Origin of the sequence: Paraburkholderia sp. WC7.3g (assembly GCF_050436345.1) — a bacterium.
Taxonomy (GTDB): Bacteria; Pseudomonadota; Gammaproteobacteria; order Burkholderiales; family Burkholderiaceae; genus Paraburkholderia; species Paraburkholderia podalyriae.
On record NZ_JBNDMA010000003.1, the window covers coordinates 1 to 24,302 of the forward strand.

The 24,302-nt window shown below is 57.2% G+C and carries 25 protein-coding genes and 5 pseudogenes; 5 read left to right on the top strand and 25 right to left on the bottom strand.

Annotation, left to right across the window (positions count from 1 at the left end):
* The coding region (locus OKW43_RS31115) for an SAM-dependent methyltransferase (protein ID WP_429452526.1) at window positions 1–116 on the bottom strand (116 nt) is incomplete at its 3' end.
* 173 nt (window positions 117–289) lie between these two features.
* On the bottom strand, window positions 290–2,320 hold the full coding sequence (locus OKW43_RS31120) for a carbamoyltransferase family protein (protein ID WP_429451865.1): 2,031 nt from the start codon (window positions 2,318–2,320) through the stop codon (window positions 290–292).
* Between the two features lie 514 nt (window positions 2,321–2,834).
* Here OKW43_RS31120 and OKW43_RS31125 point away from each other — a divergent pair.
* Window positions 2,835–3,782 (top strand): LysR family transcriptional regulator, encoded by a 948-nt coding sequence (locus OKW43_RS31125; protein WP_429451867.1) that lies wholly within the window; start codon window positions 2,835–2,837, stop codon window positions 3,780–3,782.
* 461 nt (window positions 3,783–4,243) lie between these two features.
* Here OKW43_RS31125 and OKW43_RS31130 read toward each other — a convergent pair whose 3' ends face one another.
* The 12 genes and pseudogenes from OKW43_RS31130 to OKW43_RS31185 form a co-directional block, all read right to left on the bottom strand.
* Complete coding sequence (locus tag OKW43_RS31130) at window positions 4,244–4,612, bottom strand: calcium-binding protein (protein WP_429451869.1); 369 nt, start codon at window positions 4,610–4,612, stop codon at window positions 4,244–4,246.
* Between the two features lie 30 nt (window positions 4,613–4,642).
* Window positions 4,643–5,131, bottom strand: a complete 489-nt coding sequence (locus tag OKW43_RS31135) for a hypothetical protein (RefSeq protein ID WP_187639766.1) — start codon at window positions 5,129–5,131, stop codon at window positions 4,643–4,645.
* A 14-nt stretch (window positions 5,132–5,145) separates the two neighbouring features.
* Window positions 5,146–6,669 (bottom strand): IS66 family transposase, encoded by a 1,524-nt coding sequence (gene tnpC / locus OKW43_RS31140; protein ID WP_429451871.1) that lies wholly within the window; start codon window positions 6,667–6,669, stop codon window positions 5,146–5,148.
* A gap of 65 nt (window positions 6,670–6,734) precedes the next feature.
* Window positions 6,735–7,082 carry an IS66 family insertion sequence element accessory protein TnpB gene (tnpB, locus tag OKW43_RS31145; protein WP_147394152.1) on the bottom strand — a complete coding sequence of 116 codons (348 nt, stop codon included), beginning with the start codon at window positions 7,080–7,082 and terminating at the stop codon, window positions 6,735–6,737.
* Entirely contained in the window at window positions 7,076–7,486 is a 411-nt protein-coding gene (tnpA, locus tag OKW43_RS31150) for an IS66 family insertion sequence element accessory protein TnpA (RefSeq protein ID WP_187633489.1), read from the bottom strand. Before tnpA ends, tnpB begins: the two co-directional genes overlap by 7 nt.
* A 436-nt stretch (window positions 7,487–7,922) precedes the next feature.
* The gene (locus tag OKW43_RS31155; RefSeq protein WP_429451873.1) at window positions 7,923–9,296 is read right to left on the bottom strand and encodes a carboxyl transferase domain-containing protein; all 1,374 of its coding nucleotides are present in this window, start codon (window positions 9,294–9,296) and stop codon (window positions 7,923–7,925) included.
* Window positions 9,297–9,382: 86 nt separating this feature from the next.
* Window positions 9,383–10,723: an amidase family protein gene (locus OKW43_RS31160; protein WP_429451875.1), complete on the bottom strand. Its 1,341-nt coding sequence runs from the start codon at window positions 10,721–10,723 to the stop codon at window positions 9,383–9,385.
* A gap of 36 nt (window positions 10,724–10,759) precedes the next feature.
* Window positions 10,760–12,448 (bottom strand): NAD(P)/FAD-dependent oxidoreductase, encoded by a 1,689-nt coding sequence (locus OKW43_RS31165; protein ID WP_429451877.1) that lies wholly within the window; start codon window positions 12,446–12,448, stop codon window positions 10,760–10,762.
* Window positions 12,449–12,829: 381 nt separating this feature from the next.
* Complete coding sequence (locus OKW43_RS31170) at window positions 12,830–13,324, bottom strand: hypothetical protein (protein WP_429452528.1); 495 nt, start codon at window positions 13,322–13,324, stop codon at window positions 12,830–12,832.
* Window positions 13,325–13,327: 3 nt separating this feature from the next.
* Window positions 13,328–13,730: pseudogene (locus tag OKW43_RS31175) on the bottom strand (ATP-grasp domain-containing protein); the annotation flags it as partial.
* Entirely contained in the window at window positions 13,727–14,122 is a 396-nt protein-coding gene (locus tag OKW43_RS31180) for a hypothetical protein (protein ID WP_429451879.1), read from the bottom strand. The gene OKW43_RS31180 and the pseudogene OKW43_RS31175, both read right to left, overlap by 4 nt.
* An 11-nt stretch (window positions 14,123–14,133) precedes the next feature.
* Window positions 14,134–14,832: a hypothetical protein gene (locus OKW43_RS31185; protein WP_429451881.1), complete on the bottom strand. Its 699-nt coding sequence runs from the start codon at window positions 14,830–14,832 to the stop codon at window positions 14,134–14,136.
* A gap of 649 nt (window positions 14,833–15,481) precedes the next feature.
* On the opposite strand from OKW43_RS31185, the gene OKW43_RS31190 reads away from it, so the two are divergent.
* From OKW43_RS31190 to OKW43_RS31205, 4 genes and pseudogenes are all read left to right on the top strand, one after another.
* A complete protein-coding gene (locus OKW43_RS31190) occupies window positions 15,482–16,414 on the top strand; it encodes a LysR family transcriptional regulator (RefSeq protein WP_429451883.1) in 933 nt (310 codons plus the stop codon).
* An 884-nt stretch (window positions 16,415–17,298) separates the two neighbouring features.
* Window positions 17,299–17,761: pseudogene (locus OKW43_RS31195) on the top strand (transposase); the annotation flags it as partial.
* Between the two features lie 8 nt (window positions 17,762–17,769).
* A complete protein-coding gene (locus tag OKW43_RS31200; RefSeq protein WP_429452575.1) occupies window positions 17,770–18,147 on the top strand; it encodes a hypothetical protein in 378 nt (125 codons plus the stop codon).
* A complete protein-coding gene (locus OKW43_RS31205) occupies window positions 18,110–18,217 on the top strand; it encodes a nitrogen fixation protein NifQ (protein ID WP_429451885.1) in 108 nt (35 codons plus the stop codon). The genes OKW43_RS31200 and OKW43_RS31205 overlap by 38 nt, the downstream gene beginning before the upstream one ends.
* A gap of 172 nt (window positions 18,218–18,389) precedes the next feature.
* On the opposite strand, the gene OKW43_RS31210 is transcribed toward OKW43_RS31205, so the two are convergent.
* The 11 genes and pseudogenes from OKW43_RS31210 to OKW43_RS31260 form a co-directional block, all read right to left on the bottom strand.
* On the bottom strand, window positions 18,390–18,875 hold the full coding sequence (locus OKW43_RS31210) for a hypothetical protein (RefSeq protein ID WP_429451887.1): 486 nt from the start codon (window positions 18,873–18,875) through the stop codon (window positions 18,390–18,392).
* 75 nt (window positions 18,876–18,950) lie between these two features.
* Window positions 18,951–19,064 (bottom strand): annotated as a pseudogene (locus OKW43_RS31215) (ferredoxin family protein); the annotation flags it as partial.
* 139 nt (window positions 19,065–19,203) lie between these two features.
* A pseudogene (locus OKW43_RS31220) lies at window positions 19,204–19,302 on the bottom strand (nitrogen fixation protein FixA); the annotation flags it as partial.
* A 14-nt stretch (window positions 19,303–19,316) separates the two neighbouring features.
* A complete protein-coding gene (gene nifW, locus OKW43_RS31225) occupies window positions 19,317–19,655 on the bottom strand; it encodes a nitrogenase-stabilizing/protective protein NifW (RefSeq protein ID WP_429451889.1) in 339 nt (112 codons plus the stop codon).
* A 42-nt stretch (window positions 19,656–19,697) separates the two neighbouring features.
* Window positions 19,698–20,834, bottom strand: coding sequence for a homocitrate synthase (nifV, locus tag OKW43_RS31230; protein WP_429451891.1), 1,137 nt, complete (start codon window positions 20,832–20,834; stop codon window positions 19,698–19,700).
* Between the two features lie 142 nt (window positions 20,835–20,976).
* Window positions 20,977–21,420 (bottom strand): annotated as a pseudogene (locus OKW43_RS31235) (glutamine synthetase); the annotation flags it as partial.
* Between the two features lie 164 nt (window positions 21,421–21,584).
* Window positions 21,585–21,815, bottom strand: coding sequence for a hypothetical protein (locus OKW43_RS31240; protein WP_429451893.1), 231 nt, complete (start codon window positions 21,813–21,815; stop codon window positions 21,585–21,587).
* A complete protein-coding gene (nodB, locus tag OKW43_RS31245; protein ID WP_429451895.1) occupies window positions 21,793–22,485 on the bottom strand; it encodes a chitooligosaccharide deacetylase NodB in 693 nt (230 codons plus the stop codon). The genes OKW43_RS31240 and nodB overlap by 23 nt, the downstream gene beginning before the upstream one ends.
* Window positions 22,482–23,114 (bottom strand): NodA family N-acyltransferase, encoded by a 633-nt coding sequence (locus OKW43_RS31250; RefSeq protein WP_429451897.1) that lies wholly within the window; start codon window positions 23,112–23,114, stop codon window positions 22,482–22,484. The genes nodB and OKW43_RS31250 overlap by 4 nt, the downstream gene beginning before the upstream one ends.
* Window positions 23,111–23,878: a hypothetical protein gene (locus OKW43_RS31255; RefSeq protein WP_429451899.1), complete on the bottom strand. Its 768-nt coding sequence runs from the start codon at window positions 23,876–23,878 to the stop codon at window positions 23,111–23,113. Before OKW43_RS31255 ends, OKW43_RS31250 begins: the two co-directional genes overlap by 4 nt.
* Before the next feature lie 81 nt (window positions 23,879–23,959).
* Window positions 23,960–24,115: a hypothetical protein gene (locus tag OKW43_RS31260; RefSeq protein ID WP_429451901.1), complete on the bottom strand. Its 156-nt coding sequence runs from the start codon at window positions 24,113–24,115 to the stop codon at window positions 23,960–23,962.
* Window positions 24,116–24,302 lie beyond the last annotated feature (187 nt).

Sequence of the window (24,302 nt, forward strand, 5' to 3'; positions counted from 1 at the left end):
GCCATCCGAAGCATTTGCCTGTGGCGCTCGTGCTCAAAGGGATTGCTGTCGAGCCGCCATGGATCGTCTGCGTCCAATTCCCGACGCAGCAATTCGAAGTTCGTTTGATGTGTCAATTCCGCCTACCTTTATGGTGCGCCGCTGCAAGTGTCCGGACCTTGGGCCGGGACTGGTGCTCCGCTGGAAACCGGCGTGTTGGTACAAGAACTGCACGGCGGCCAAACGCTATTGTTTAACGTTCTAAAAATAGCTCGCGAGCGCTGTTACCTAGTTTCAGAACTTCAGCCACTCATTGGAAGGGCGTCGTTACCCGTGACAACGCCCGTGAGGGATGTAGCCGAACCCGACGCTGTTCCCACAATCCGCGCAGCTCATTGACGAGGGCTTCACGTCGAATCTGCTCAGGCGTAATCGTATCGAGAAGATGTCCGAGCACGGCTTCGCCTTCGATCCGCATCAGCAGATCGAACAACTCATGTGAAATACGCACACTGTCACAGTTCGAGCCGCCAGTGCGAATTTCGCACACCGTCTCCTGACGATCCCGCGCTGTGTGAGCGCGGACTCGATAGAGCGATGCATGGGGCGGCAGTGAAACCGCGAGCGCAGTCCAATGTTCCTGCGTTGCGGGCCGCTTTTTGACGAGGAACGGCCCGACTACAAGTCCATCCAGCTCTGTCGTCAGAAATGTGGCAATCGCGTCTGCAACTGAATCTACGATCGGCTCAGCGTTGTTATTAAAGGAAGTATTGAGCAGAATTGGGATTCCTGTGCGCTTCTTGAACGCATTAATAACGTCCCAGTAGGCGGGATTGGTCTTGCGCGATACTGTTTGCAGCCGCGCTGTACCGTCAATGTGCGTGATGGCGCCGAGCAAGGCACGCTTGGAGTCGCGCACGCGAACTAAAAAATTCATAAAAGGGAATTCGCGGGTACCCTCTGGGAGGTCAAAAAATTCGTGCGCATCGTCCTCGAGCACTGATGGCGCGAACGGTCGGTAACCCTCGCGCTTCTTGACCATGGCGTTGATCCGGTCCTTGTTTGCGGCCGGCCGGGGATCGGCAAGAATGCTGCGGTTGCCAAGCGCGCGTGGCCCGAACTCCGAACGACCCTGAACCCAGCCGATCACGGCGCCATTGGCCATCCAGTCGGCTGCTCTGCCTGCCACGTCATCACTGCGTTCAACGTCGAGGTGTCCGGCCCACGCATTCAATTCTTGCTCCACGACTAGATCGCGCCCAATATCGGGCCCCCAATAAACGTCCTGCAATCGCTCACGCGGCGGGGGCCGACCGAAGTCGTTTGACATCATAAGGGCAGCGCCTAGTGCGCAACCGGCGTCGTGCGCTGCGGGCTGCACGAAGATGTCTTCGAAAAGTCCCGAATACAGCAGCTTACCGTTCATGGTGCAGTTATGAGCTACTCCTCCGGCTATACACAGCCGCTTCATACCGGTGACCTCGCGATGATGGCGGAGAATGTGAAACACGATGCGCTCAAGCGCTTCCTGCAATGAAGCACCCACATCTCGATGCTGCTGTGTGAATGGCATTCCCTTTCGCCGGACCTGGATGCTGCGGAGCAACGTCGGACCGATGCGGTCCAGGTAGACGCGGTACTCACCGTTGGCGGACAGTTGATAGAATTGCTCAAAGAGCCCGCGATAGGGAGCGGGATCCCCATAAGGTGCAAGCCCCATGACCTTGTATTCGTCGAACAAGCCGTAACCGAGATACCGGATGGTTTCGAGATAAAACAGCCCTAGAGAATCATGCTCTGCGAAAGTCGCGAGTTGCGTAATTTCGGTTCCAGATCCGAGCGCCAAGAGCCCCGAGAGGAAATCACCGCCGCCATCGACCGCGAGGATCAGACTTTGCTCGAATCCAGACATCGCAAACGCGCTCACGGCATGCGCCAGATGGTGACTCACGAATGAGACTCGCGAAGGATCGACCTCGGTACCGAATTCTTGCATTAGTAAGTTACGCAGAAACAGCTTGGCATCCACCGGAATGGAGATGTTCGGCTGGGACAGGAACAGGCGTTCGAGCATAACGTTGCAATAGGCCTCGGTAGCGTAAAACGCGATGCGGTCGATATCGCTGAGCTGAATCCCTGCGGATGCGAGGCAGTATTGAATTGAACTGCTCGGGAACTTGTTAGAGTGCTTGATCCGGTTGAGGCGCTCCTCTTCGACGGCCGCTATTACGCGTCCGTCCCGGACAAGCACCGCAGCGCCGTCGTGCAGAAATGTGTTCGGCAGTGCGAGTGGATTTTCATGAACTTTGTCTAGCCCGCCGCTCACTCCTAAGCACAGCATGTCTCTCTCCTTCATCGTGGTAGGAAGCCCCTATTGGCAAGACTCGAACCCTACCACCTAAGTAAGGTAGGGTATCGCTCGCCGCTGCGAACATCGGTCAGACGTCACCAGCCCCAAAGAATCTCGCGTAGGGTCCGTCTGCAAAATGGCGCCGCAATTCATGAAAATTCTGTACCGTTTGGTCCAGGGGTCGCGTTTCCTGGCGCTGAAGGATGGCGCGACCAGAAAGCTGAAGCGCTGGAACCCCGAGGAAATCCCCAATCGTTGCCAAACATGCGGCGGGTTCGCGAGGAGGCTCCCGATGCATGTGATTGATCGACAACTGCTGCAACGTCATTTCCTCGGCTTCGCTCAGTTCTACGACACACTTCATCCACTACCTCGGCACCATGAAGGGGCCAGCAGGTTTGCGAAATTGAAATGGATCTACCAGGAACACTATCCTCCATGCCGTATAATTCGTAAAATCGATTGTTTTGATGGAATACATTTACATTATGGATAACTTGGGATCATGCGTTTCAAGGGCCTCGATCTAAATCTCCTCGTCGCGCTCGATGCTCTGATGACCGAGCGTAATCTCACCGCTGCGGCACGCAGCATCAACCTGAGCCAGCCGGCCATGAGCGCGGCCGTCGGCCGGCTACGCGCCTATTTTTGCGATGAACTATTTACGATGAGGGGCCGGGAATTTGTCCCAACACCGCGTGCAGAAGGGCTCGCTGCTCCAATCCGCGAGGCTCTGGTGCACATCCAGCTCTCCGTTATTTCCCGGGACGTCTTCAACCCAGCCAAATCGGATCGCCGCTTCAGGATCATCCTTTCCGATTTCATGTCAGTCGTATTTTTTCGAAAGATCGTGGAGCGTATTGCACGGGAAGCTCCCGCCGTCAGCTTCGAATTGCTGCCACTTGCCGATGACCCCGATGAGGTTATCCGGCGCGGCGAAGCCGATTTTCTGATCTTGCCGGAAATGTTCATGTCGAGCGCGCACCCTAAAGCGAAGCTGTTCGAGGAGACACTCGTGTGCGTAGGCTGCCGCACGAACAAGCAGCTATCAGGGCAGCTTACATTCGAGAGATACATGTCGATGGGGCACGTTGTGGTCAGGTTCGGGCGTACGCGGCAGCCCTCCATCGAGGAATGGTTTTTGCTTGAGCACGGTCTCAAGAGGCGGGACGAGGTCATCGTGCAGAGCTTTAGCATGATCCCGCCTATGCTATTAAACACTGACCGTATAGGGACGATGCCCTTAAGGCTGGTCAAGTATTTCGAAAAAACGATGCCTCTGCGGATCGTCGAACTTCCGCTGCGACTTCCCGCATTTACCGAGGCCGTCCAATGGTCTGCCCTTCACAACAGTGATCCGGCAAGCAATTGGATGCGGGAGATAATATTGCAGGAGGCGTCACGCATGGTTCCTCCGCGTGAGACCACGCGAAGACCAATCCACCCAAGTTAGGAAATGGGATCTTTCAGCAAGGTTTTTGCGGCATGGATTTGTGGGGTTTCGAGGGTTTTGTGGCGATATAACGTGTATCGCCACACCAGGCCTCATTCGGCGCGGTGACGGCAAACGCCTGGATCGAGCAGGTTCGGCGCGACCGGCAAGCCGTGTGTCAATTTGGTTGTTTCCTGAATGGCGCCGCGGTGATGGACAACGCTGCAACTGCGCGATCGCTGGGTGCTGAAGATCATCATTAATGAAGTCTATCGCTCACAGTACGTGTGTGGGGCGCCACGGGGAGCGTCGTCGGTCCACGCCAGCGGCCGTTATGTAATACAGGTTTCTCGGACGGTTGTGAGGTATCCGTCAGCGTAACCCGTCAGAAGTTGGAATATAGTACGAGACCAACAACGCCGCGAGAGATCAGGACGAGGTGAGCGAGATCCCGCTGCGACAGTGCGACGGCTCTCTGGATGTCAGAACGCGTAACCTTGATCGTGCCAGTAGTGCCAGTCAGCGACGGCGAGTCGTGTCGGTTTATCGCTGTTCACCGGGACGATCTGAGCCAGGGGTGCCACCACGTCACGTTGGCCCCACCGCGCCCAGACGAAGATGCCAACCCGACATAGGTCTTCATGAGCGAGTCCGGTGACCGAAACGTGTTCCCCCGGGTGCAGTGGTGAAGAGGCCATTGCCTGGCGAATGCCGGCCTCGAATGGAAACGAGAGCTGCTCTTCCAGATAGCAGTACCACGACATCGCCCGCTCTTCCTCGGTATAGGCGTCGACCACCACTTCCATCTCAATGCGATGTTCACGTTTTGCGTCGATCTTGGGCTTGGCCATGATGTTGTCTTCCGACCAGAGTTGATAGGGCTATAGATCGACGATACGCCACAGCAGACCGTAGGAAACACGCCAGTGACCCTCGGAATCTGTCACGGCAATCGAGGCCGTTTTCGAGTTGAGTCTGACGATGGTGCCGACACGCTCGCTCAGGTGTTTGTCGGTGAAACCGACGGTGTCGCCGACGAGGAACTCGTCGCGTTGTGCGCGCGGTGGCGGTGCCGGTTCAGGATGAATCGGGGCTGCGCTATCGGGAACGATCGCCGCGTACGGTAGCGCCCAGCGGCGCCGGCTCGCATTGTCCTGAACGACCGCCTGTGTTTGCCGAAGCTCAACGACGGTTCCCTGCAATGGAGGGGCCAGCGGGTTGTCTGGGATATAACTGATAGCCATGCCGAGGTGCAGGCGCTGCCGTACTTCCAGGATGCGTCGGGGATCATCGAGCATTTTTCCGACGGCGAGATAAAGGCGATAGAGTTCGGCGCTGGGCGCCTGCCGGAGTGAGTCGAGAATGTCCATGAATGTGATGGCGTTTAACGGGCGAGCGGCAACAGTTCGTGCACGCGATTGACAGGATACGATGGCAGCTTCTCGAGCGTGTCCTTGAGCCACGCGTACGGCTCGAAACCGTTCAGGCGAGCCGTGCCGAGCAGCGAATACATCGTGGCGCTCGCGCGGGCGCCGCGCGGGGAGCCCGCGAAGAGCCAGTTCGCCCTTCCGAGGGCAATGGGTCTGATTTGCCGCTCGAGAGCGTTGTTGTCCGGCAGCAGGATACCGCTCTCAGTGTAGCGAACGAGCGCCGGCCAGTGACGTAACGCATAGCCGAAGGCCTTTGCAAGCGGCGCCTGAGCCGGCAAGCCGATGACGTTGCCTTCCAGCCATTGCCGGAACAGCACGAGTAGCGGCAGTGCCTCAGTTTGCCGCGCCGCATATTTGAGCTCAGGCGTCTGGTCCTTGATCCGCGACTCGATCGCATACAACTGCGTGATCCACTGCAGCGCCTGCGCTGCAAGTCCCGGTTTGCTTTGCGCCTTCGCGATTTCGAAGAAGCGTCGGCGGCAATGGGCCCAACATCCAACCTCGACGATATCTCCGGTTTCGTAGAGTGCGCCATGTCCACTGTATGCGTCCGCCTGCAGATAGCCTTTGTACTTTTGCAGGTAGCGCAGCGGATGCGAACCGGAGCGCGACTCAGCGAATTCGAACACGACCGCCGGCGGGTGGTCAACCCAGACACCGTTCTCCTCGCGCTGCCCCGCGCCCAGGTATCCCCATAATCGTGCGGTGCGCGTCGCCGTGCGACCCTTCTCGAGTAACGGCAGCGTTGTGTCGTCCACGTGCATGCGCGGGGCCTGCAACTGGTGAGCCCGTAGCGGCGGCAGCAGCACTTCGAGCAGCTCGGCTGCCGCCAGCTTCCATTCACACAGCGTTGCCCGGGGCAGGTACACACCACGGCGCGCGTAGCGCGTCTCCTGGCGATTCAAGGGAAGATGATCGACGTAGGTATTGACCAGGATGTTAGCCAGCAGGCTCGCGCTCGCATTGCTCTTCGGCAGCGGTGAAGGCTGGGCGCTCGCCGTCACGATGGTCGACTCACCATCCTTCTTCGCCGCGTATCTGAAGCGGATGTGCTCAATGACGGTGAGCCTGGATGGCTCGTAGTGCAGCGTCTCGCTGCGCTCTTCGCCGATGCATTCGAGTGAATCGAATGCCGCCTTCTGTTCGTCGCTCAGATCGTATTCAATGCGCGTGCGCGGCAGGTCCTTCGGCAGGGCAGGACGTCCCTTGCGGGTGTGGCCTGCAACCGGAACCTCATCCGGCTCGGGCGGAACCGGTAACTCCGTAGCGGCATCGAACAGATCCGCCTGGGCCGCCAGCCGCTCGGAGCTGACCCCGAAGTGCGCGCGGTTCGCCTGGGCAATCTGGTGCTGCAGGATTTCCAGTTGCTCCCACAGCACGCATGCCAGCCTGTTCTGTTCGAGCGCGAAGGCTTGCAGCGCATCGGGCTCGACCGGCAAATCCGCGACAGTGATGGCGGTGGGCGGCATGCCTGTCATGATGCCCAACTCGCGCGACGTTTACAAGATCGGAGAGCGTTGTATCTGCGCAGGCAATAGCCAGTTCAGCTCACGCGCTTCACTGCGACGGCACGATGCGGCTCGCGCGCCGGGATCTCGATGCCTTCCAGCCAGGCGTTGAGTTCAGCGAGCGTGAAGCCACGTTGGGCGAGTGACGACGGTGATGGAAAATGTCCGTGTTCAAGCCGCTTGTACCAGAGCGCGAAACCGGTGCGATCCCAATATAAGCACTTGACCTTCGTGCGATCCCGACCAACGAACACGAACAGATTGCCAGAGGCCGGCTTCTGGGCCAGAAGCGGTTCGACCAGATACGACAGGGTGTCGATCGACTTGCGCATGTCGACCGGATCACGGCAGATGTAGGCACGAACGTCGGCGGCGATCAGCAACGCGCACCTCCAAGCTGCCCGAGCACGAAGCGCACGATGCGCTCGGCGTGCGCGCCCGTCAGTTCGATGCGAACGCCGGCGAGGGACAGCGTCACCCGATCACGCGTAGACGACGTGTCCACTGTCGGTGATGGCACCGCTGGCGGCGCCCCGATGCCCGCATGGGCAACGACGAACGCCGCGTCAGGGGTGACCGCCAGCGGACGCTCGGTTTCATCCTCCAGGTTCGACAGTTTCTTGCGCCACAGATCGAACGTACTGACGGCAAGTCCCTGCTCACGGCAGAAGTGACGCTCGCCAAGTCCGCTTCCTTTCCATGCCATGACCATCTCTCGCCAGAACGCCTCGCCCTGCCGAGGCCGCCGCGTGCCCGTCGATACAGTCTCTCCCGCGGTGTTCTCCATCGCATTGCTCCGTCGTTACGATGGCTACACCTTCGCACCGCGCGTATGTGCGTTCAAGACGGGATGCGCTGACGGATACGTTGTGAGTGATCGCGATGGTTCGGCAGCCTGCCACCACTCCGTGCACCGAACTCACAACTTAACGCCGGACTTCCACGGCCAGCGAGCGCTGGTTTCAACATTTTCTCGGTCCTTCTGGATCTGCTCGTGGTTGAGCCTGGCTTCGCTGGGGACCGCAACTTGGTTCGTCCAGATTCGGTCAGCGTCGGCTTCAGTCGATCCCGCATGCACCTCCTCGCTAGCTCTCAACAACGGCAGACCGACGCCAAACCGCGAAACTTCGCCCTTTAACGCGGCGGTATCCGCCTGCCATGTCTCCGCGTTACTGACAAGCAGACCGCGCTGGACTGTGGAAGTGAGACGCTTGCGATTCAACTCAGGCGCCAGCTTCACTCCCTACAGGGAACAAATACTTGGTAATCTGTTCCCGAGTATGTTCTATCTCGATGACATCAGTAATCAGCCCATTAATTTTCAACGATTCTGGGTTTTCAATTTCATCGGTCAGTTTTCGCATTATGGATCTGGTGGTCTCATCAGATTCAGACATCACTTTCTTCATCGTGTCCGGGCTGAAAACGCCGATGTGAGCCTGCGGATACGCCAGTACGGCCACAGGGCCAAATCCAGGACCGCACATGGCGTAGACGCCACCCGTATACGCTTTTCTCGCAACGAGCAGTAACTTTGGTACCTTGCATCGAACATGTGCTCTGAATAATTCCGCTGCGGCCGAAAATATGCCACTATTTTCAGCTTCTCTGCCGATCATAAATCCTGGGATATCGGCAATGAATACGATTGGCATGTTGGTTTTTGCGGCAATATTTATCATTTTTACCATTTTTGAGGCGGATTTCCGATAAATTGCACCTCCATTATGTCGGGGGTTGTTGGCGATAATTGCAGCGAAATTTCCTTTGATGCTCGCGTAGGCGGTCAACACTTCCTCCGCGTATTCGGCGCTTATTTCCGTAAAGCTGCCTTTGTCGATAAAGGAATGCAGCAAATGATGCATATCATAGGGTGCGCGATGATCTGATGGAATTATTTTTTCAAAATCAGCCGCATCGGGCTCTTCATATTCAAGGCCATAGGTTGCGTTGCCTTTGAAACTTCCGTGCAGTAATTTTCGTATGCACTCGAATAAACCTTCTTCATCTTTGAATACCAGTTGAACCGAGCCCGAGCGCTTGCTGTGAACGTCTGTTCCACCTAGCGAATAGAGATCGGACTCCTGGGCCAGCATTGCCTTCACCATATCCGGACGGCCCATACATAGAGCGCCTTTCTCAGTCATCAACACCAGGTCTGCGAGCATCAACGGTAAAGCAAGTGGGCCTGAGGTCGGACCGAGTATGACGGAAATTAGCAAATTCTCTTCTGCAAATTCTGCGAGGGATGCACTGACCCTGCCCATTCCAAATGGGGATAAAAGTAATCTGGCCATGTCCGGCGAGAGCACTTTCGTGGTGTCGAAACTGCCTGTCCCTCCTGCCTTGTCCTGAATGTAGATTAAGGGGGCGCCTTTATCCCGTGCCTGAGTTACTGTGCTGATGATCTGCTCGGCAGTGCGCCACTGTCCGCCTCCCTGAAATTCACAGTCTGCTCCCCGATTCATGACCAGAAACGTTTTTACCGAATTTATGGTTCCTTCGCCGCAGATGAAATGACTTTTTGCGGCAGGTTGACGGTCAACAAAACTATCTGCGTCAAAGAGCACGTTTATTCTTTTCAACGAGATTTGCATTAGCTATATACCTCCTGGCAATGCGTATGAATGTTGGCTGTTATCGGTGCCGAGCGTCTGTGCGGTGTTGAAGAGCAGCCTCATTTTCAGGAAGCCAAAATGTCTTCTATAGACGTTGCTGCGGCCAGAAGACGGCGGTCCTGACCCCGCGCGGCGTCAATGCTCAACCCCACCGGTAATGCATCATCGGGAGCAACTGGAAGGGTGATAGAAGGTATCGCGGCGTTGCTGGCCAAGTCGGTGTTACGTATCACTTCGGCAAACAGTCCCGGCCTGCTGGCATCGCTCAGATGAGGGACGCTACGCGGAACTGTCGGGTACACGAGAAAATCGATCCCTTGAGTGCTGAACAGCGAGTCTATTTGTAGACGTAAGACGCCTATATTCTGGATTGCTGATGAATAATCTGCGGCAGAGATAAGCTGTCCACCAAGATTGGCGTGAATGATGTTGCGGACAATTTTGTCGCGAATATTATCAAATACGACATTTATCCTGTTTCCCCATCCTAGGGAAAGCAATGTGCGGGGAAAGTCCGTGAAGAATTCGTAAACCGGAATGGTGAAGGTTCCGGTTCTATTCAGGTCAGCAACAACCGCGTCATCCAGTTCAACGCACTGGAAACCAGCGCGGGTCATTCGCCTGACGGCATGCCAGCAATACTTTCTGACATCATCCTCCAGGTCAGTCCACATTGAGGCCGGAAGGCCTATTCGGCCGCGAGTATCTTTCTGTTTTGTCGGAAGGTGGCTATCAGGGGACAGCAGATCATATAGAAGCAATGCATCTTTCGCCGTCCGCGTCAGAAGGCCCGGAGAATCCTTCGTGCGAGAAACTGGAATGATTCCGACCGAAGACCAGCGACCACTTGTGGGCCTGAAGCCGGTGATACCACAGAAGGCGGCCGGTATCCTCACAGAGCCGCCGGTGTCCGTTCCGATCGCCATCGGAACGATACCGGCTGCCACTGCAGCGGCACAGCCGCCACTGCTGCCACCAGCCAAATGCCCCGGAGCCGCTGGATTTCCCACCGTTCCCCATTGAGGATTGACCGATGTGATACCAAAGCTGAGTTCATGCATGTTGTTCTTGCCGGCAACGACAGCACCGAGCGATTTCAGCTTTCTGACAACAAGCGCATCGCGCGTGGCTATACAACCTTCCATCCCCGGTGTCCCGGCGGTGACAGGGAGCCCCTTAACACAAATATTGTCCTTTAAAGAAAAGGGAATGCCGTAGAGCGGTGCGCCTTTCAGGGCATCATTCGCTTTAGCGAAATGCGCGTCTGGGCCGCAAGCACGGATGAAACAGTTGAGCTTTTTCAGATGCAAATCAGCGCCGAGTGCACGCTCCCGGATTTCAGCCGCTGAAAGTGCCCCGCTACGTATGGCACCGCAAAGCGATTCCACAGTGTTTTTCAAATACATAAAATTTCCACGAATAGGAGGTCATCGTGAGCGATATCAGTAACGATAAGCACTGCGGATCTCGTCAAGAGGATTGCCCGGTAAAAGATTTCCTCCTGCGCTGCGTATGACGGCGCAGGCGCTATTCACAGCCGTCTGCACAGCTCCCTCAATCCACCCCCCGGTAAAAGAGCAGCCACATCCTGCCAGATAAAGGCCGGAATCCCATGCGGGATCATTCGCGGTCTTGAACTGAAAGAAGAGACGCTGCGAGTAAACATCTTCGCCCGGATAGTTGAGCTTAAAGGCACCCGAAGAATGCGGATCGGTCAGCCAGTCATGGTGCAGGACGCTACGTTCATAGTCATCATCGGGGGGAACAAGGTGCCGCGCAAGTTCTGGATGGAATGTAGCAAGGTCGTCAACAAAGCGCTCACACCGTTGTTTTTTGTCGGGAACGCCCAGTAGCTTGTGAGCGTCATCCTCCCAAGTGTAACTAAGCAGAACCACACCCTGACCATCTGGCTTATCGGGTTCGTAATCAAGGCAATATACTCCTCTCGCAAAACTGTCAGACTGGATGGTGACTGGCAGGTCTTTCGTGATCCAGAACTTGTCGCGGGTGAGCATGAACAGCTTTGAGGAACCCGTAAGATGCGTTTCCCTGACGGCTCGTGAGACGTCGCGGCTGAGAAACGTTTCGTCGTCGGTCAGGCAATGAACCATCTGCATTGCCCTGTTGTTGCTAGTGACGATCACTCGGTCGAAAACCAATGCCTCGTCTTCGTCAGTTACCAGCTTTATCTTTCCATTTTCTTTGTAGATGCGACCCACGCTATTGAAGCGAACCCGTTCAGCAACGGAACGCCCTGCGATCTCCGCTCCCGCAAGGCGCTCAGCCAGTGTAGAGATTCCGCTTGAAATCAGGCGTTGATCATCCAGATAGCCGTTAACGACCAAGCGCAGTATTTCGGTGAATCCGGCCTGATAAACAGGTAGGAAACCGCCGGCTCCTATTCCCAAAGAGCCAAACAGCTCAAAGTCATAAGGCCTTTCCCAAGGGATACCTCCGGGGGGGCGAGGGCCAGTGAAAATCGCGACAATGGCGGCATAGAAAGAACTGTCACGGAACACATCGAGCCACGTTTGCCATGCCGCACGCGCTTCCTGAAAGCGATGTGACTTCAACATAACCGTGATTTCCGCCGGCGCTACAAGAGATGTGCCATTGATCACGCACCCGTCCTGTAAAAAGGCCCTCCAGCCTTCATGAACGACCCTGAACAAAGGTGGCGGCGAATCCCCCGCCGGCCAGGTATGGCGAGTGCCGCGATAATGCAATTCGGTATCAACCACTCCTGGATCGGGGAAAGACGCGGTCGTGGAAATGCCGTGTTTGTTCAAATAATGGAAAAGACCGGTTGCACTCGGAGGGACCCGCATTGCGCCCATTTCAGCAATAAGGCGCGGGTACCGCGGATCAAATACTTGTGACCATATTCGTCCTCCAATGCGATCGCGGGCCTCAAAGACCGTAACGTCGTTTACGCCTGCCCGCATCAATTCAGTCGCCGCCACAAGACCGCTGATACCGGCCCCCACGATGGCAACGCGCGGAGTTGGGGTGCCTGATGAAAAGGAGCCGATTCCCCCTTCAGACTCGCAGAGCTGGAGGAACGGCGCGTAGTCATACAATAGGTCAACAGTCGGTGATGGACTTTGTGAAGATGCGACGTGATTCTTCATGGATTTTCTCCTTTATGGCAATGCATCCACCTGCGGAACGATGATGGCTGGAAATAGCGCAGGGACCGTCGACAGAGGAGATCGAGGTTATTCATTCCGTTGCCGATAGCTGTGTTGCTCGTGGGCAGCAAAATGCTATTCATCGTGAATAGATGGATGCGACGATATCAAATCGGCTGTGGTCATATCAAACAAATAAAATTGATGTTTGTAGCAAGCTAACGTGAGGTTAGCTTGGTCTGCCATGACTGACTACTGATAAAGGGAGCTCGTTGATTTGTGAGAAGATCTTTCGGGCGTGCGCAAGCTATTTCGTCTGCATGAACAATCCGTTTGGCGTGGTGCCGGCTCTACACCGTCGCGTCGGCGGCAATGCTGCGGTTAAGAAAAGCAGCAAGAACGAAGACGCAAAGAAGCCTTAGCTTCCTGAGGATCATTCGAATTAGTAAGGCTACCGTTATCGGCGTGATCAAATTTGAGCGCTTTCAGCGCTTCGGCGAGGCGCAAATCGAGCGTTGGGCGATCGGTGGGGGTAACCAGCGCATGTTCGACGCGGGCGCGAAAGTCCGTCAGTTTTAGCACTGTACCGCCGATGTGCGAAGGAACCTCGACCTCTTCAAAGCCGGGCATCGCGCGCACGCGTTCGACCGCAGCGGCGCCGGCGAAGCGCCCAGTTACGGGCGTGAAGAACCGCACACCGCTCACGTACGTCGCAAGCCCTGCATCACAGAGGGGCGCTGGATCGGTGTCGCCGAGATGACTGCGTATCATCACTTCTGGCAAGGAGATGGACTTGCTGAGTTCGACCAGCCGGTAGATTCGATCACCTCCGAGCCGTGCGGCGATCTCGATGAGCACGGGGCCGTCGCGCGTCATGCGCGCCTCTGCATGGAAAACGCCGAGGTTGAGGCCGATTCGCGCGGCGACCTTCTCGACGTAAGCGACCAGCGCTGTTCGATGCTCTGGCGCCAACGCCGCTTCGACAATGTGCCCCATCGACGAAATACGGCTCGGCACTCAGCAGCTTTTCTGCCACCGCAAGCACGCGGGGCCCATGTCGGCCGACGTAACCTTCGATGCTGTACTCCGGACGCTCGAGAAATTGCTCAAATAGTAACAGGTGGCCGATTTCGCGGCCCATATCTACAACCCCGTGGCGCATGGCGCGCTCGACCGCGAGCTGCATCTCGACAAGAGAATTGACGCGCGTCACGTGCTGGCTACCGCGGCCGTCGACAGGCTTAGCAACGGCTGGAAAGCCGACCTGCGAGGCGGCCGTCACGATGTCACGGCGATCTGCGACTCGGGCGAATCGGGGCCCCCCAGTCCCGCAGCTGCGAGGCGTGAGCGGCTGCGGTACTTGTCGCGAGTGAGCGCTTCGAGCGGCAGATGCGGGAGACCGAGCGGAGCGGCCGCTTCTGCCGCTACGTCGACGGAGTATTCGAACCCAGGTACGATGCCATCGGCGCCAATGGCGCATGCGGCGGCTGCGACGGCGCTCGACGAAGCAGTGTCCACCACCGTGAACGACGTGACGGCCGCCCGCAGGTCACGCGGCACGAAGCGCTCGTCGCGGTCGGCGGAAAACACGTGCGCAGCGGCACCAAGGCGCGCAGCGGCGGCGACAAGCGCCGTGCCGGACGACGCCGGTTCAATCACTATGACGGCGGTCATGGGGACGCTCCTTATACAGCAACTGTTTCGCGTCGAAACATGGTCGCCACAAGTAGCTCGTCGAAGTATTCGTGGAGCAGTTCGACGAAGTGGCGCAAATAGGTTTCAGCCTGTTCGATTCCGCCCCAGCCGTCGATTGCCCGCTGCAGACCGACCCACATCACGTCATCGTGACCGTGAGATCCGTCGTGCTGAATGTGGCCGAGCGAACGCTTCACGAGATCGTGCCCGAACGCGCGCGCTCCCGATTCAGTGATGATCTTGTTATAACGATCCGAATACCATTGGACAAACCAGTTCCACACCATTGTCGGCAGCGGACCGTCGCGGCTAATACTCAAGTAAAGATAACCAATCAGCTTGTCGGTGCTGTGAAAAGGTGCGATGCAGTCGACCTCGGCTGCAGACAGGCCGAATTTTTCGATATCGCGCAGAAATAGCCCCTCGTGCCCATATTCTTCTGCGAGGTATTGCGCGAGAATTTGCGCGAGCGTGTTGTCCTTGAAGCCGATTTTGTACAGCGCGAACGCGTCGACCTCGTTGTTAAGGCGGATTCGCAACACTGTTTCGATGAGGTGGCGGCGATAGTATTCACTGTCGATCCAATCACCACGATGGAAGGCGGCGGTCTCCGGGGAAGTAGCGAACATCTGGGCGACTGCGTCTTGAGCGACTCGCTCAAGACGGGCTCGATCGTTGCTTGTATTCATATAACCATCCAGATGGAATGAAAAAACAAGGCGCACCGGTTGCTGTTTATGCCTTGGGCCGGACGAAGCAAGGACACGGCTGCCTTTACAATGCGCATGAGTCCCGTGGAGAGTCTGAGAATTCCCATACTGTGGGGGGCTAAGCCGCGCTGCAGTCGCTTTGCGGTGAGAGGGCGTACTGTCGGGCGCGCCTAGACGATTTTTGATGAGGGTGGCCTTTGCGAGCGGATTCGTGCCAATCGTTGCGGAACGCTCTCTCCTCGAATGTTTTTTGCCGACTGAAGCGAGCTGGTTCGATCCTCTCGTGTACCGCCGCCACATGGAAACTCCTTTCTAGAGGGGGGCTGGACCATGGCCACGAGCGCTAACACCGCAAAGCGGAGTGGTAGCCAGGTTGTGCTAATCGTGCTGTATGCCATCGCCGCGGGCAACGGCACGGTACGTCATTGGACCGCGCATATGGATGCGACGGTGGACATCGGCGCGATAGCACGCGCGAATGTCACGGATGCTTTCAGCAACGCGTATCTGGTTTGCTGTCCGTTCAATTCCCCCTCATCTATGCTCTCTGCGTGAGTGACAAGGATATTAACCGCAGCTGTATGCGTGGTATAACCTGATAATTTTTATGTCTGCATGAGGGAAATTGATGATTCGCGATCTCGACAGCACGCTGCTGCGTACGTTCGTGACGGTGGTAGAAGCCGGTAGCGTGAGCAATGCTGCGGTGGCACTCCATCGCACCCAGGCTGCCGTGAGCATGGCCCTTCGGCGTCTCGAAGACGAAGTCGGCCAACGCCTGCTCGAACGTTCGCCACGCGGCGTGAAGCCGACCTCGGCGGGCAGCGTGCTACTGCCGTATGCACACAAGGTCCTCGAAATTGGCCTCGCGGCCCGTTCCGCACTGACTGTCGGTGACGTCTCAGGCACGGTGAGGGTCGGCATTCTGGAAGACATCGCAATGAGTCACCTCCGCCACGCATTGCGGCAATTCTCAGCATTGTTTCCCGATGTCTCGCTGGAGATAGTCGTTGATGCGAGCCCGGCGTTATCGCAGCGGCTCGCAAGCAACACACTTGATTTCGCGATCGGCGATCCTGCACTGATCCACGCGGAGCCGCTCGTTACCTGGCGGCATCCGCTTCGCTGGGTCGCCGCACGTTCCCGCAATGCCGATCTGCGTGATGGCCCCCTGCCGATCGTCGCATTCGCCGGAGCATGTCGATGGCAGGAGAACTTCTTTGCGACGTTGCTTGACGCCGGCATCGCGTGGCGCGTCGCCTGCACGAGCACGAGCTTGTCGGCGATCCAGTCGGCCGTTGAGGCCGGACTCGGCATTGCTTTACTGCTCGACTGGCACGTGCGCCGCGATACTATGCGCGCGATCGATCCGCATGCTGTCGGGCTGCCGATGCCGCCTGTAGCTGAATTCGGTCTATTTAGCCACGCGAATTCGAACGACCGCACGTCCGCAGCAACCGCACTGCAGTGTTTCCTCTTTCGCTCTCTGCAACTCGGTTTGTCAGAAGACGGCGCACTCGGCAGAGAACACGCCGCCATGCCGCTACGTTTTCCCAATTGATCTACGTCGTGCCGTGGGTTGCGTCGAAGGGGCGATCTTTCGACGCGTCGACACCCGCAGAATAGTTGCGCTGAACTGCCTCGATCCTAGCGCAGACGGCCAGTCGGAGATTTGTTGCGAGATCAAGAAGCCAGCGGGCGAACTTTGACCAATGTCAATGAAAAGTCCGGATCAAATGTATTGACATTGTTTCCACGATTGTGGATACCGCAGAATCATCTTGCGCCAAAACAGAGATGACTGGTCAATTGGCCGGATTAGGCGATCTACCTGGATTCTCTACCACACATAGCGTCGAAAATGGCTCGTTGCCCGATTGATGAACGATGTCGTCAGATGCAACAGGGGCCGCGCTTCGAAGAAGGTGGCGTCACTCAGACATGACGCTCCTATAGAGCAAGACGTGCCGTTGTTTCCATCGAGCATCGATATATGTCAGTAAGCAAAACTAATCATGAAAAATGGGATGACGTGAAATTTTCGTAAAACCTACGATTTTTTGGTTAGTATCGTAGGCGCGCAGGGGACTGTTGTTGCCATTGTCGCGCCTATCCGACATCCTAGCTGCGTTTTGTCGACTTGGGCGACGCGCGTGCACTTATGGCATCCGGAGTCGCCGTGGCCTACGCGAATGTGACGCCTCCATTGTGTCGAGCCGTGTATCCGACGCCGTTGGCGAGCTATCGCCGGAGCTTACTCATAAGTCAGGAAGTTTGCGGACAGAAAATCTAAGCGTCGAGCATCGTGACTGGTCGGAGTTTTTTCATGAAAAGGGACGGCCGAGCCTTGGCTCATAGCACGCTTGAGGAAATGCGCATACTTGCTGCGAAACGCATGGCTGAAGGTGAGCCCCGGAGGATGTCGCGGCGTCGTTCGGGATGAATCGGTCGTGGGCGTATAAGGTTGAGCGCCCCGGTCAACACCAGAGCGTCAGTGCGGCATCCGCGGTCAACTCCAAGGGCGCTTTCTGGTTTGACACCTACCGGGGCGGACTCACGGGCATACTGTTCGTCATTTGTTCAAGAAACTGATGTTCCGGCGCAGAAGAGCCGTCCATCTCGTCGTGGATGGTTTGCCTGCTCACAAGAAGGCGTGCGTCAAAGACTACGTGACCGGCACGCAGGGCAAACTGACTCTGCATCCCTGCCGGACTACGCGCCGGATCTCGACCCCGATGAGTCGGTCTTGAGCCACGCCAAGCGTGCCGCCCTTACGAGACGTCCTCTGATGCGCGGCGAAAAGCTCGATCAACGCGTCGACGAACAACTCGCCAATACAGGCAACGATCCCTCTCTTGTTCGATCGTTCTTCAGACATCCATGTATCTCCTATATTTCTGACCTGTGAGCAAGTCTATGCCACATTTTCATTTCGATGAGAGCCTTTACGATTTCGATGTAGCCTACGAAGTAGTAAAGACACTGGTATCTTCTCTGAATGCCGAGGGAACGTTGGACAGGTCCCTGCGCTATCTGTCGTATGCGCTCGGCTGGCGCTCCGCGTTCATCGCCGTCGCCGAGCCGGATGGACATCTTGGCGGTCTGTGCCGCTGGATGCCATGCAGGCAGCATACGCGCGTGCATTGTGCAACGCGCACGTTGTCAAATATGTTTACAAAGCACTGCAAGGTCGGCCTGCATCGACCGGCTGTCGCCAGTCGGTTTCCACGGCTCGCTGAAAAAAGGCGTCCACGGCATGAAGTGGAGAAAATTCCTCTACAAGCAAGTGTGTGAGCGCGAGGCGTTGATTATCTGCAAGGCTTCAAACTGTGGCGATTTCGCGGATTGCTTCGGGCCAGAATGAAGATCTGGCTGGTCTAGGTAGCCCATCGTGCGCACCCGCGGGAAGTGTGCGGCGAGCGTCAGCCTTGACTACTGATGCAATACTGAAACGATCGCCATGAACTGCAATTGAGTTCTGCCATAGCCGTGCCGTGGAGATATTGTGAATCTGTCAGTTGATCTTCCGGCGGCGATTATCGGGACGCGGACTGTGCGAGCAAGGCTTCCACGACGTCCAAGCCTATGCAATCGATCGGGTCCAGTCTGCGCAGCTTGGCGATCAGCTTCAGTGCAACGGCGCGCTCACCGCGCCGCACGCTAATGAACGCGAGCGCCTTCAGTGTGAAGAGCCAGAAGCGGCCCGGACCAGGAATGGTGAAGTCGGTGTCGCCCGGCTGTACCGCACACCAGTCGCTGTCGAGCGACGCTTGCTGGGCGGCGACCGCCAAAGCCTTGGTCGCGACCTCCTGCGCCTCGCCAAATTCACCCCGGTTCGCATGGAACTTATACAGCAGATAGTAGGGTGGCAGGCAGCGCGGGTACGACAGGACCGCAGTCCACAACGCGCTGGCAACATCGTCATTGCTGCCGCCGCGGGTTCTCTCGATCAACTGTAGCACGGGGGGGGGGACGTTGCCGCCGAACAGGTCGGTCGATTCGATACCAGTAACGAGATTCATCAATTTACTCCGATATGGTGAGGCGTCCGGCCGCTTTTGCGGCGCGGAAGCCGATGTGACGATGGATGTGTTTGTCTACCCGAACTTGAACTGGATGCCATGCCCGCCGCGCGGATACACCCATTCGAGGTTGTGATGGTCCGTGCACAGAATGCGGCAACTACCGCATTCCAGGCAGCCGCCGGTAATCGTGGAGCCCGGTCAGCGAGCGAATTTTGCGGAGACTGGCCATGATCTCGTGCTTTTTGGTCTTCTTGTCGACGCCATTTACCGCAATAATGGTGCGGGCCGCTTGAGCGACGAGATCAGGGTATGTTGTAAAGAACTGTATCGCCGAAACACTTTGGTGCATGATGGTGTTGGTGACAGGGTGAACCCGGACCTGCGAGGAATCCGGGACCTGCTTGATGCAGACGACAATATGCATTGAGGTACTCCAGGTCAGGCGCCGCCGCGTGCCGGCAGCGACGCGCGCAGGTCGTCAACTGAGACGAGCCGCCACCCCTCCGCTTCCTGAAAGACCTTGAAGACTTTTTGCGCCGTGGGCGTGGATACAAGGAAGTCGTTGTCGGCCTTCTGCAGTAAGCATCGATAGACGGTGAGCACGGCCGTCGCGTTGTTACACGGCTGTCCTTTCTGTTGCTCGATGTACTGAAAGAAGCGCTTGAGGATGTGCAGGCGGCTCACGTTCACCACTTTCTCGTCGAATGCGATGTCGATGAATCGCGGGCAATCCTCGGCCGACGACAGGTGACGCAGTTGTTCGATAACTTCTTGCATGTCGTTACTTCTATTAGAGAAGTCTGGCCGCCGTAACCACACTCACCACACTTTCAACCGCGTGCTGCGGGTTTGGGTCAGGAAGCGGCGCAAATCGCCTTCACTCGGCGCCTGCTTGTACTGCGTGGCGAAAGAGCGGATGCGCGCGAGCAGGAGTGGGATGAGCCGCTCCGACACCCTCACGCCTAGAGCGTCGTAGGCCTCACGCACACTTTGAGATCCAGAATGTTTTCCGAGTATTGTCGACCGTTGCCGGCCGAGCTCTGCCGGATCGAATCCCTCGTAGGTCGTGGGGTGCTTCGCTAGGCCGTCGGTGTGAATGCCCGACTCGTGAGTAAAGATGCTCCTACCGATGATGCTCTTGTTGAAGGAAACTGCGCGGCCTGAGGCTTGTTCGACCAGCGACGAAATGTCGGGCAGCGCTCTGGTGTCGACGCCAGTGTCTCGTCGCAGCAGGTGCCGCGCGCCCATCACGACTTCTTCCAGCGCTGCATTGCCGGCGCGCTCACCTAACCCGTTGACGGTGGTGCTCGCATGGGTCGCGCCGGCCCCAAGGGCGGCCAGTGTGTTGGCTGTGGCGAGCCCGAGGTCGTCGTGCGCATGGATTTCGATCTCAAGATCGACGGCGACGCGCAGCGCTGCAATGGCGTAGAAGGTCTTAAAGGGGTCCAGGATACCGACAGTGTCGGCAAAGCGCACTCGCTGGGCCCCGTGCTGCTGCGCGCATTGAGCCACTTCTATGAGAAATGATGGATCCGCGCGCGAGGCGTCTTCCATGCCGAGGGAAATCCTGGGATGGTTTTTCGCTGCCTCGTCGACGACGCGTGCGATCTGCGCTAGTACCCAACTACGCGACTGCCGCAGCTTGTGTTGCAAATGAATATCCGAAACGGGAACCGAGAGATGAACGATATCGGCATCGCAGCGCAATGCCGCGGTGAGATCCTCGTCGGTGAGGCGGCCCCAAACCATCAGGCGGGCGTCGAGGTTCAGGTCGACGATTGCAGCGATGCACGCCATTTCGTCTTCGCCCATGGCAGGAATTCCGATTTCGAGTTCGTCCACGCCGGCTTGCGACAGTGCGGCGGCGATTGCGCATTTTTCCTCGGTGCGAAACGCGACGCCGGCGGTCTGCTCGCCGTCACGAAGTGTCGTGTCATTGATGAGCGGATTGAGCATGTCAGGTTTCTTGAGTTGTCGGCGACGGATCGCAAGCGTTGTGCCAAGCGAGCATCTACAGTCGGAGCACAATTTGCGGGATGTTGACCGGCACAATGTCCGGTTATGACGGTGCATCATCTGATTGTTCGTGTCGTGAATGTTACGTTCCGGACAATGCGGCCGCGCTGGAGGTGGCTCGCTCGGTTCCAGCCGCTAGCGGACAGAATGTCGAACTGATGTCGGTGGCGTCCCGCAGCGTTTTCGGAATTTCCGGTAGCTCGGCAGCCCGATAATCGTCGCCGACAAGCGGGTCTGGCAATGCCAGCTTCTCGTCGATCCCCGCAAGACCCGCCGCGTTCAGGGCCGCAAAAGCGAGATGCGGGTTCAGATCCGCACCGCCAATGCGGCACTCCACGCGGACGGCGTCCGGCCCTTCGCCGTAAAGGCGGAAACCGACCGTCCGATTGTCTTGGCTCCAAGCGACCTTGGTCGGCGCGAACGTACCGATCTCGAATCGCTTGTAGGAGTTGACGTGGGGCGCCAGAAAGAGGGTGATGTCCTTCGAATATTTCAGCAGGCCCCCAAGATAATGGTGCATCAGATTGCGACGTTTATATGCGGATGCGGTACGAACGCTTTGCCGCGCGGCGACGTTTCACAGGGGAATCTTTCTGTCCGTGCAAAATCTGGCGGTGGACGAGTGCCGAGCTGCTTGCGGTAAGGCTCAGTAGCTCCAAGTTTTCACGGAGTCGACGGATGCACAAATCGTTAGTCCTGGTTTGCGACGGACTCCAGGCATGCCGAGAGCGTGCGTGGGTCCTCATTGAAGCAGGGAACGATGACATCCACGCCCGGCAGAGTGTCGGAGTCGATCAGGCCGTCCGACAGCGATGACACGTTTGTCGGCTGAGCATAAAGCGCCTGCGTGCTTTTATAGATAGTCGAGAGCAGTGCATAAAACGAGACAGCGACAGTGTTAGTTGCGGCGAGCATGTTCATAGGGTATCTGGTTCGTCCGATGAGGTTGAGGAAGCGATCGGATTGCAAACCCCCGGTCATGCAATGCTGGAATCATGAGGGAAAGCGCCATGAGGGTCTGCTCGCGCCGACCAGCGTGAGTGCATCGCCCCAACTCATCGGGAGGGCATCCGTCGTGCAAGAGCACAATTGCATCCGGCCGGACAGAGGCCAGCACGGCGCTGACAATCGCGTCCACGCCGGGACGAGACCAGTCTCGCGGGTCTACCGACCAGTGGAGGGGCGCCAGACCGGCGCTCGCTGACGTAGTGAGCACTGCTTCGGTCCACATGCCATACGGGGCACGCATATACCGCAGCGAAGCATGGGGGCTCGCCATCCTGATGACCCTGCTTGTCGTTAGTATTTCCTGTTGTACTTCAGCGGGTTCGCATCTGGACAGGTCCGGATGAGTCATCGTGTGGTTTGCGACCTCGTGCCCTTCTGCGATCATCCGTCGGATCAGCTTCGGCTGGTCCGCTGCGTACGCGCCGATGACGCAGAAAGTCGCTGGCACCCGGTGTTCCGCCAGCACATCGAGGACGTCCGGTGTGCAAAGTGGATTAGGGCCGTCGTCAAACGTCAAATAAACGCTGCGACGTCCGGTGGTGTAAGCGCACTCGCTGCGCGCTTCGGATAAGCAGTGACTCACAGCTCTGGCCCGTTCCGATCAATTATCGTTCCGGTCGGCCAATCGCTCATTGACCGTCCAATCGGTAAGACGACAATGAGTACGTCCTCGATGCGCGTTGGCGGCGTGTCGAGATGCACTTCTCGAAGGGTCGACCTCACGCGAACTCCAGACACAATAGTCGCCAGACCGGGTCGGCCGAGCAGCCTTGCAATATGTTGCCGCAACGCATGTCGAACCGTGCCGAAGCCGAATGGAACGCCAAGTTCCTGCAACACGGGATACATCACGCGCATTAAATGAGGGATTCCGAGTCCCTCAAGATCCGGACGTACCGCGTACAATCCTAGTTCAGCCACTAGTAGATCGACTGCGCCAACCTTGATGAAACGACGCAGTGCGCCGATATGAGCCGCTACGCCGCGCGCGTCATAGCCGATTGCACGGACCTCTGGCCTCGCACCAGCCCAACTGTGATTGCCTTCGAATGGTTTTGCATTAAACGCCCCGGTCGGTCCGTAGGTCTTTTGGAAGAACTCGGACAGTTCGATATGGTCGGCGAGTCGCAACTCATTTTCCCAAACCAGCCTCCACCGCACCTGAGAGCGCGTGGAAAGAGGTCCTCTATCTGTGGACACGGCCAAATTCACGACTGCCTCCTATGCGCCGTCCGGCCTTTGAGGGTGGACCTGACGCACGCGAACGACTTGCTGAGAAAGCGGTTCGATTTCAAGAAATCATCTGCACTCTGGAACAGTTCTGGGATGAAGCCCGAAGAAAAGAGTATTTCCGTCAACGCTTCACGGACCGATTGAACCTCTTCCACGATGGAGATTACATCGAGTGCGCGTGCCTTTCGCACCGGATCTACCAAAGACTTCCCCCGCATCTTCCGCACGATCTGACCGCGATTGACACGAGATCCATTTGGCCGGGTCGCTGAAGCATTTGGCACCTGCAATCGGCTGCTCCCAATTCGTCGCGAAGCCCAGCCGAACTCGAGGGTTGCCTCAACTGTACGAAGGTAAGCGGCCGATATAGAAAGGGTTTGGAGAACTATGCGAAGTTTTGCCGGTAGTAAGCGCCTACGCGACCTGCCAGACGCTTGTCGCGTCGTGTCGGCGCGATCCAGCTTGCCCATGCCGCCGAAGACCGTGGCCGCATTGGACATGTGCCTCGGTTGATGCTCGGCGTACACCTGAGGATGTTTCTCGGAGTCAGGGCAAAGATCGACAACCATCTTGATATGCCCAAATTCTGTTTCTCCGGGCCGACGTTTTGCTACAGTATTCATGAGAGCGTCCACGAGAAATTGACTTGAAATTTGGTGCCGTATCCGCCGAGAAAGTTCAGCGAGTTCGGGATTTGCGATTTCCTTCGTCCAGGTGATGAAGCGTCGCCAGTGGTGCTTCATGTGCCCACCGTAATGGTGGTCATCGGGCCGTATACGCCGCTGTTGCGCCATGCGTGAGCCAGTCACAGATCGACTGCCCGCTCACGCCGAGTTGCTCGGCGGTGAGCTTGAGCTGATCCTGCGTCCGAGCAGCGACAGGGCCGCCGCTCGCGTGCGCGTGTCCCGATGCATGTGATTGATCGACAACTGCTGCAACGTCATTTCCTCGGCTTCGCTCAGTTCTACGACGCACTTCATCCGCTACCGCGGCATCACGAAGGCGCCAGCAGGTTTGCGAAATTGGAATGGATCTACCAGGAACACTATCCTCCATGCCGTACAATTCGTAAAATCGATTGTTTTGATGGAATACATTTACATTATGGATAACTTGGGATCATGCGTTTCAAGGGCCTCGAAGCGTTACGTGCCTGCGAAATCAGCT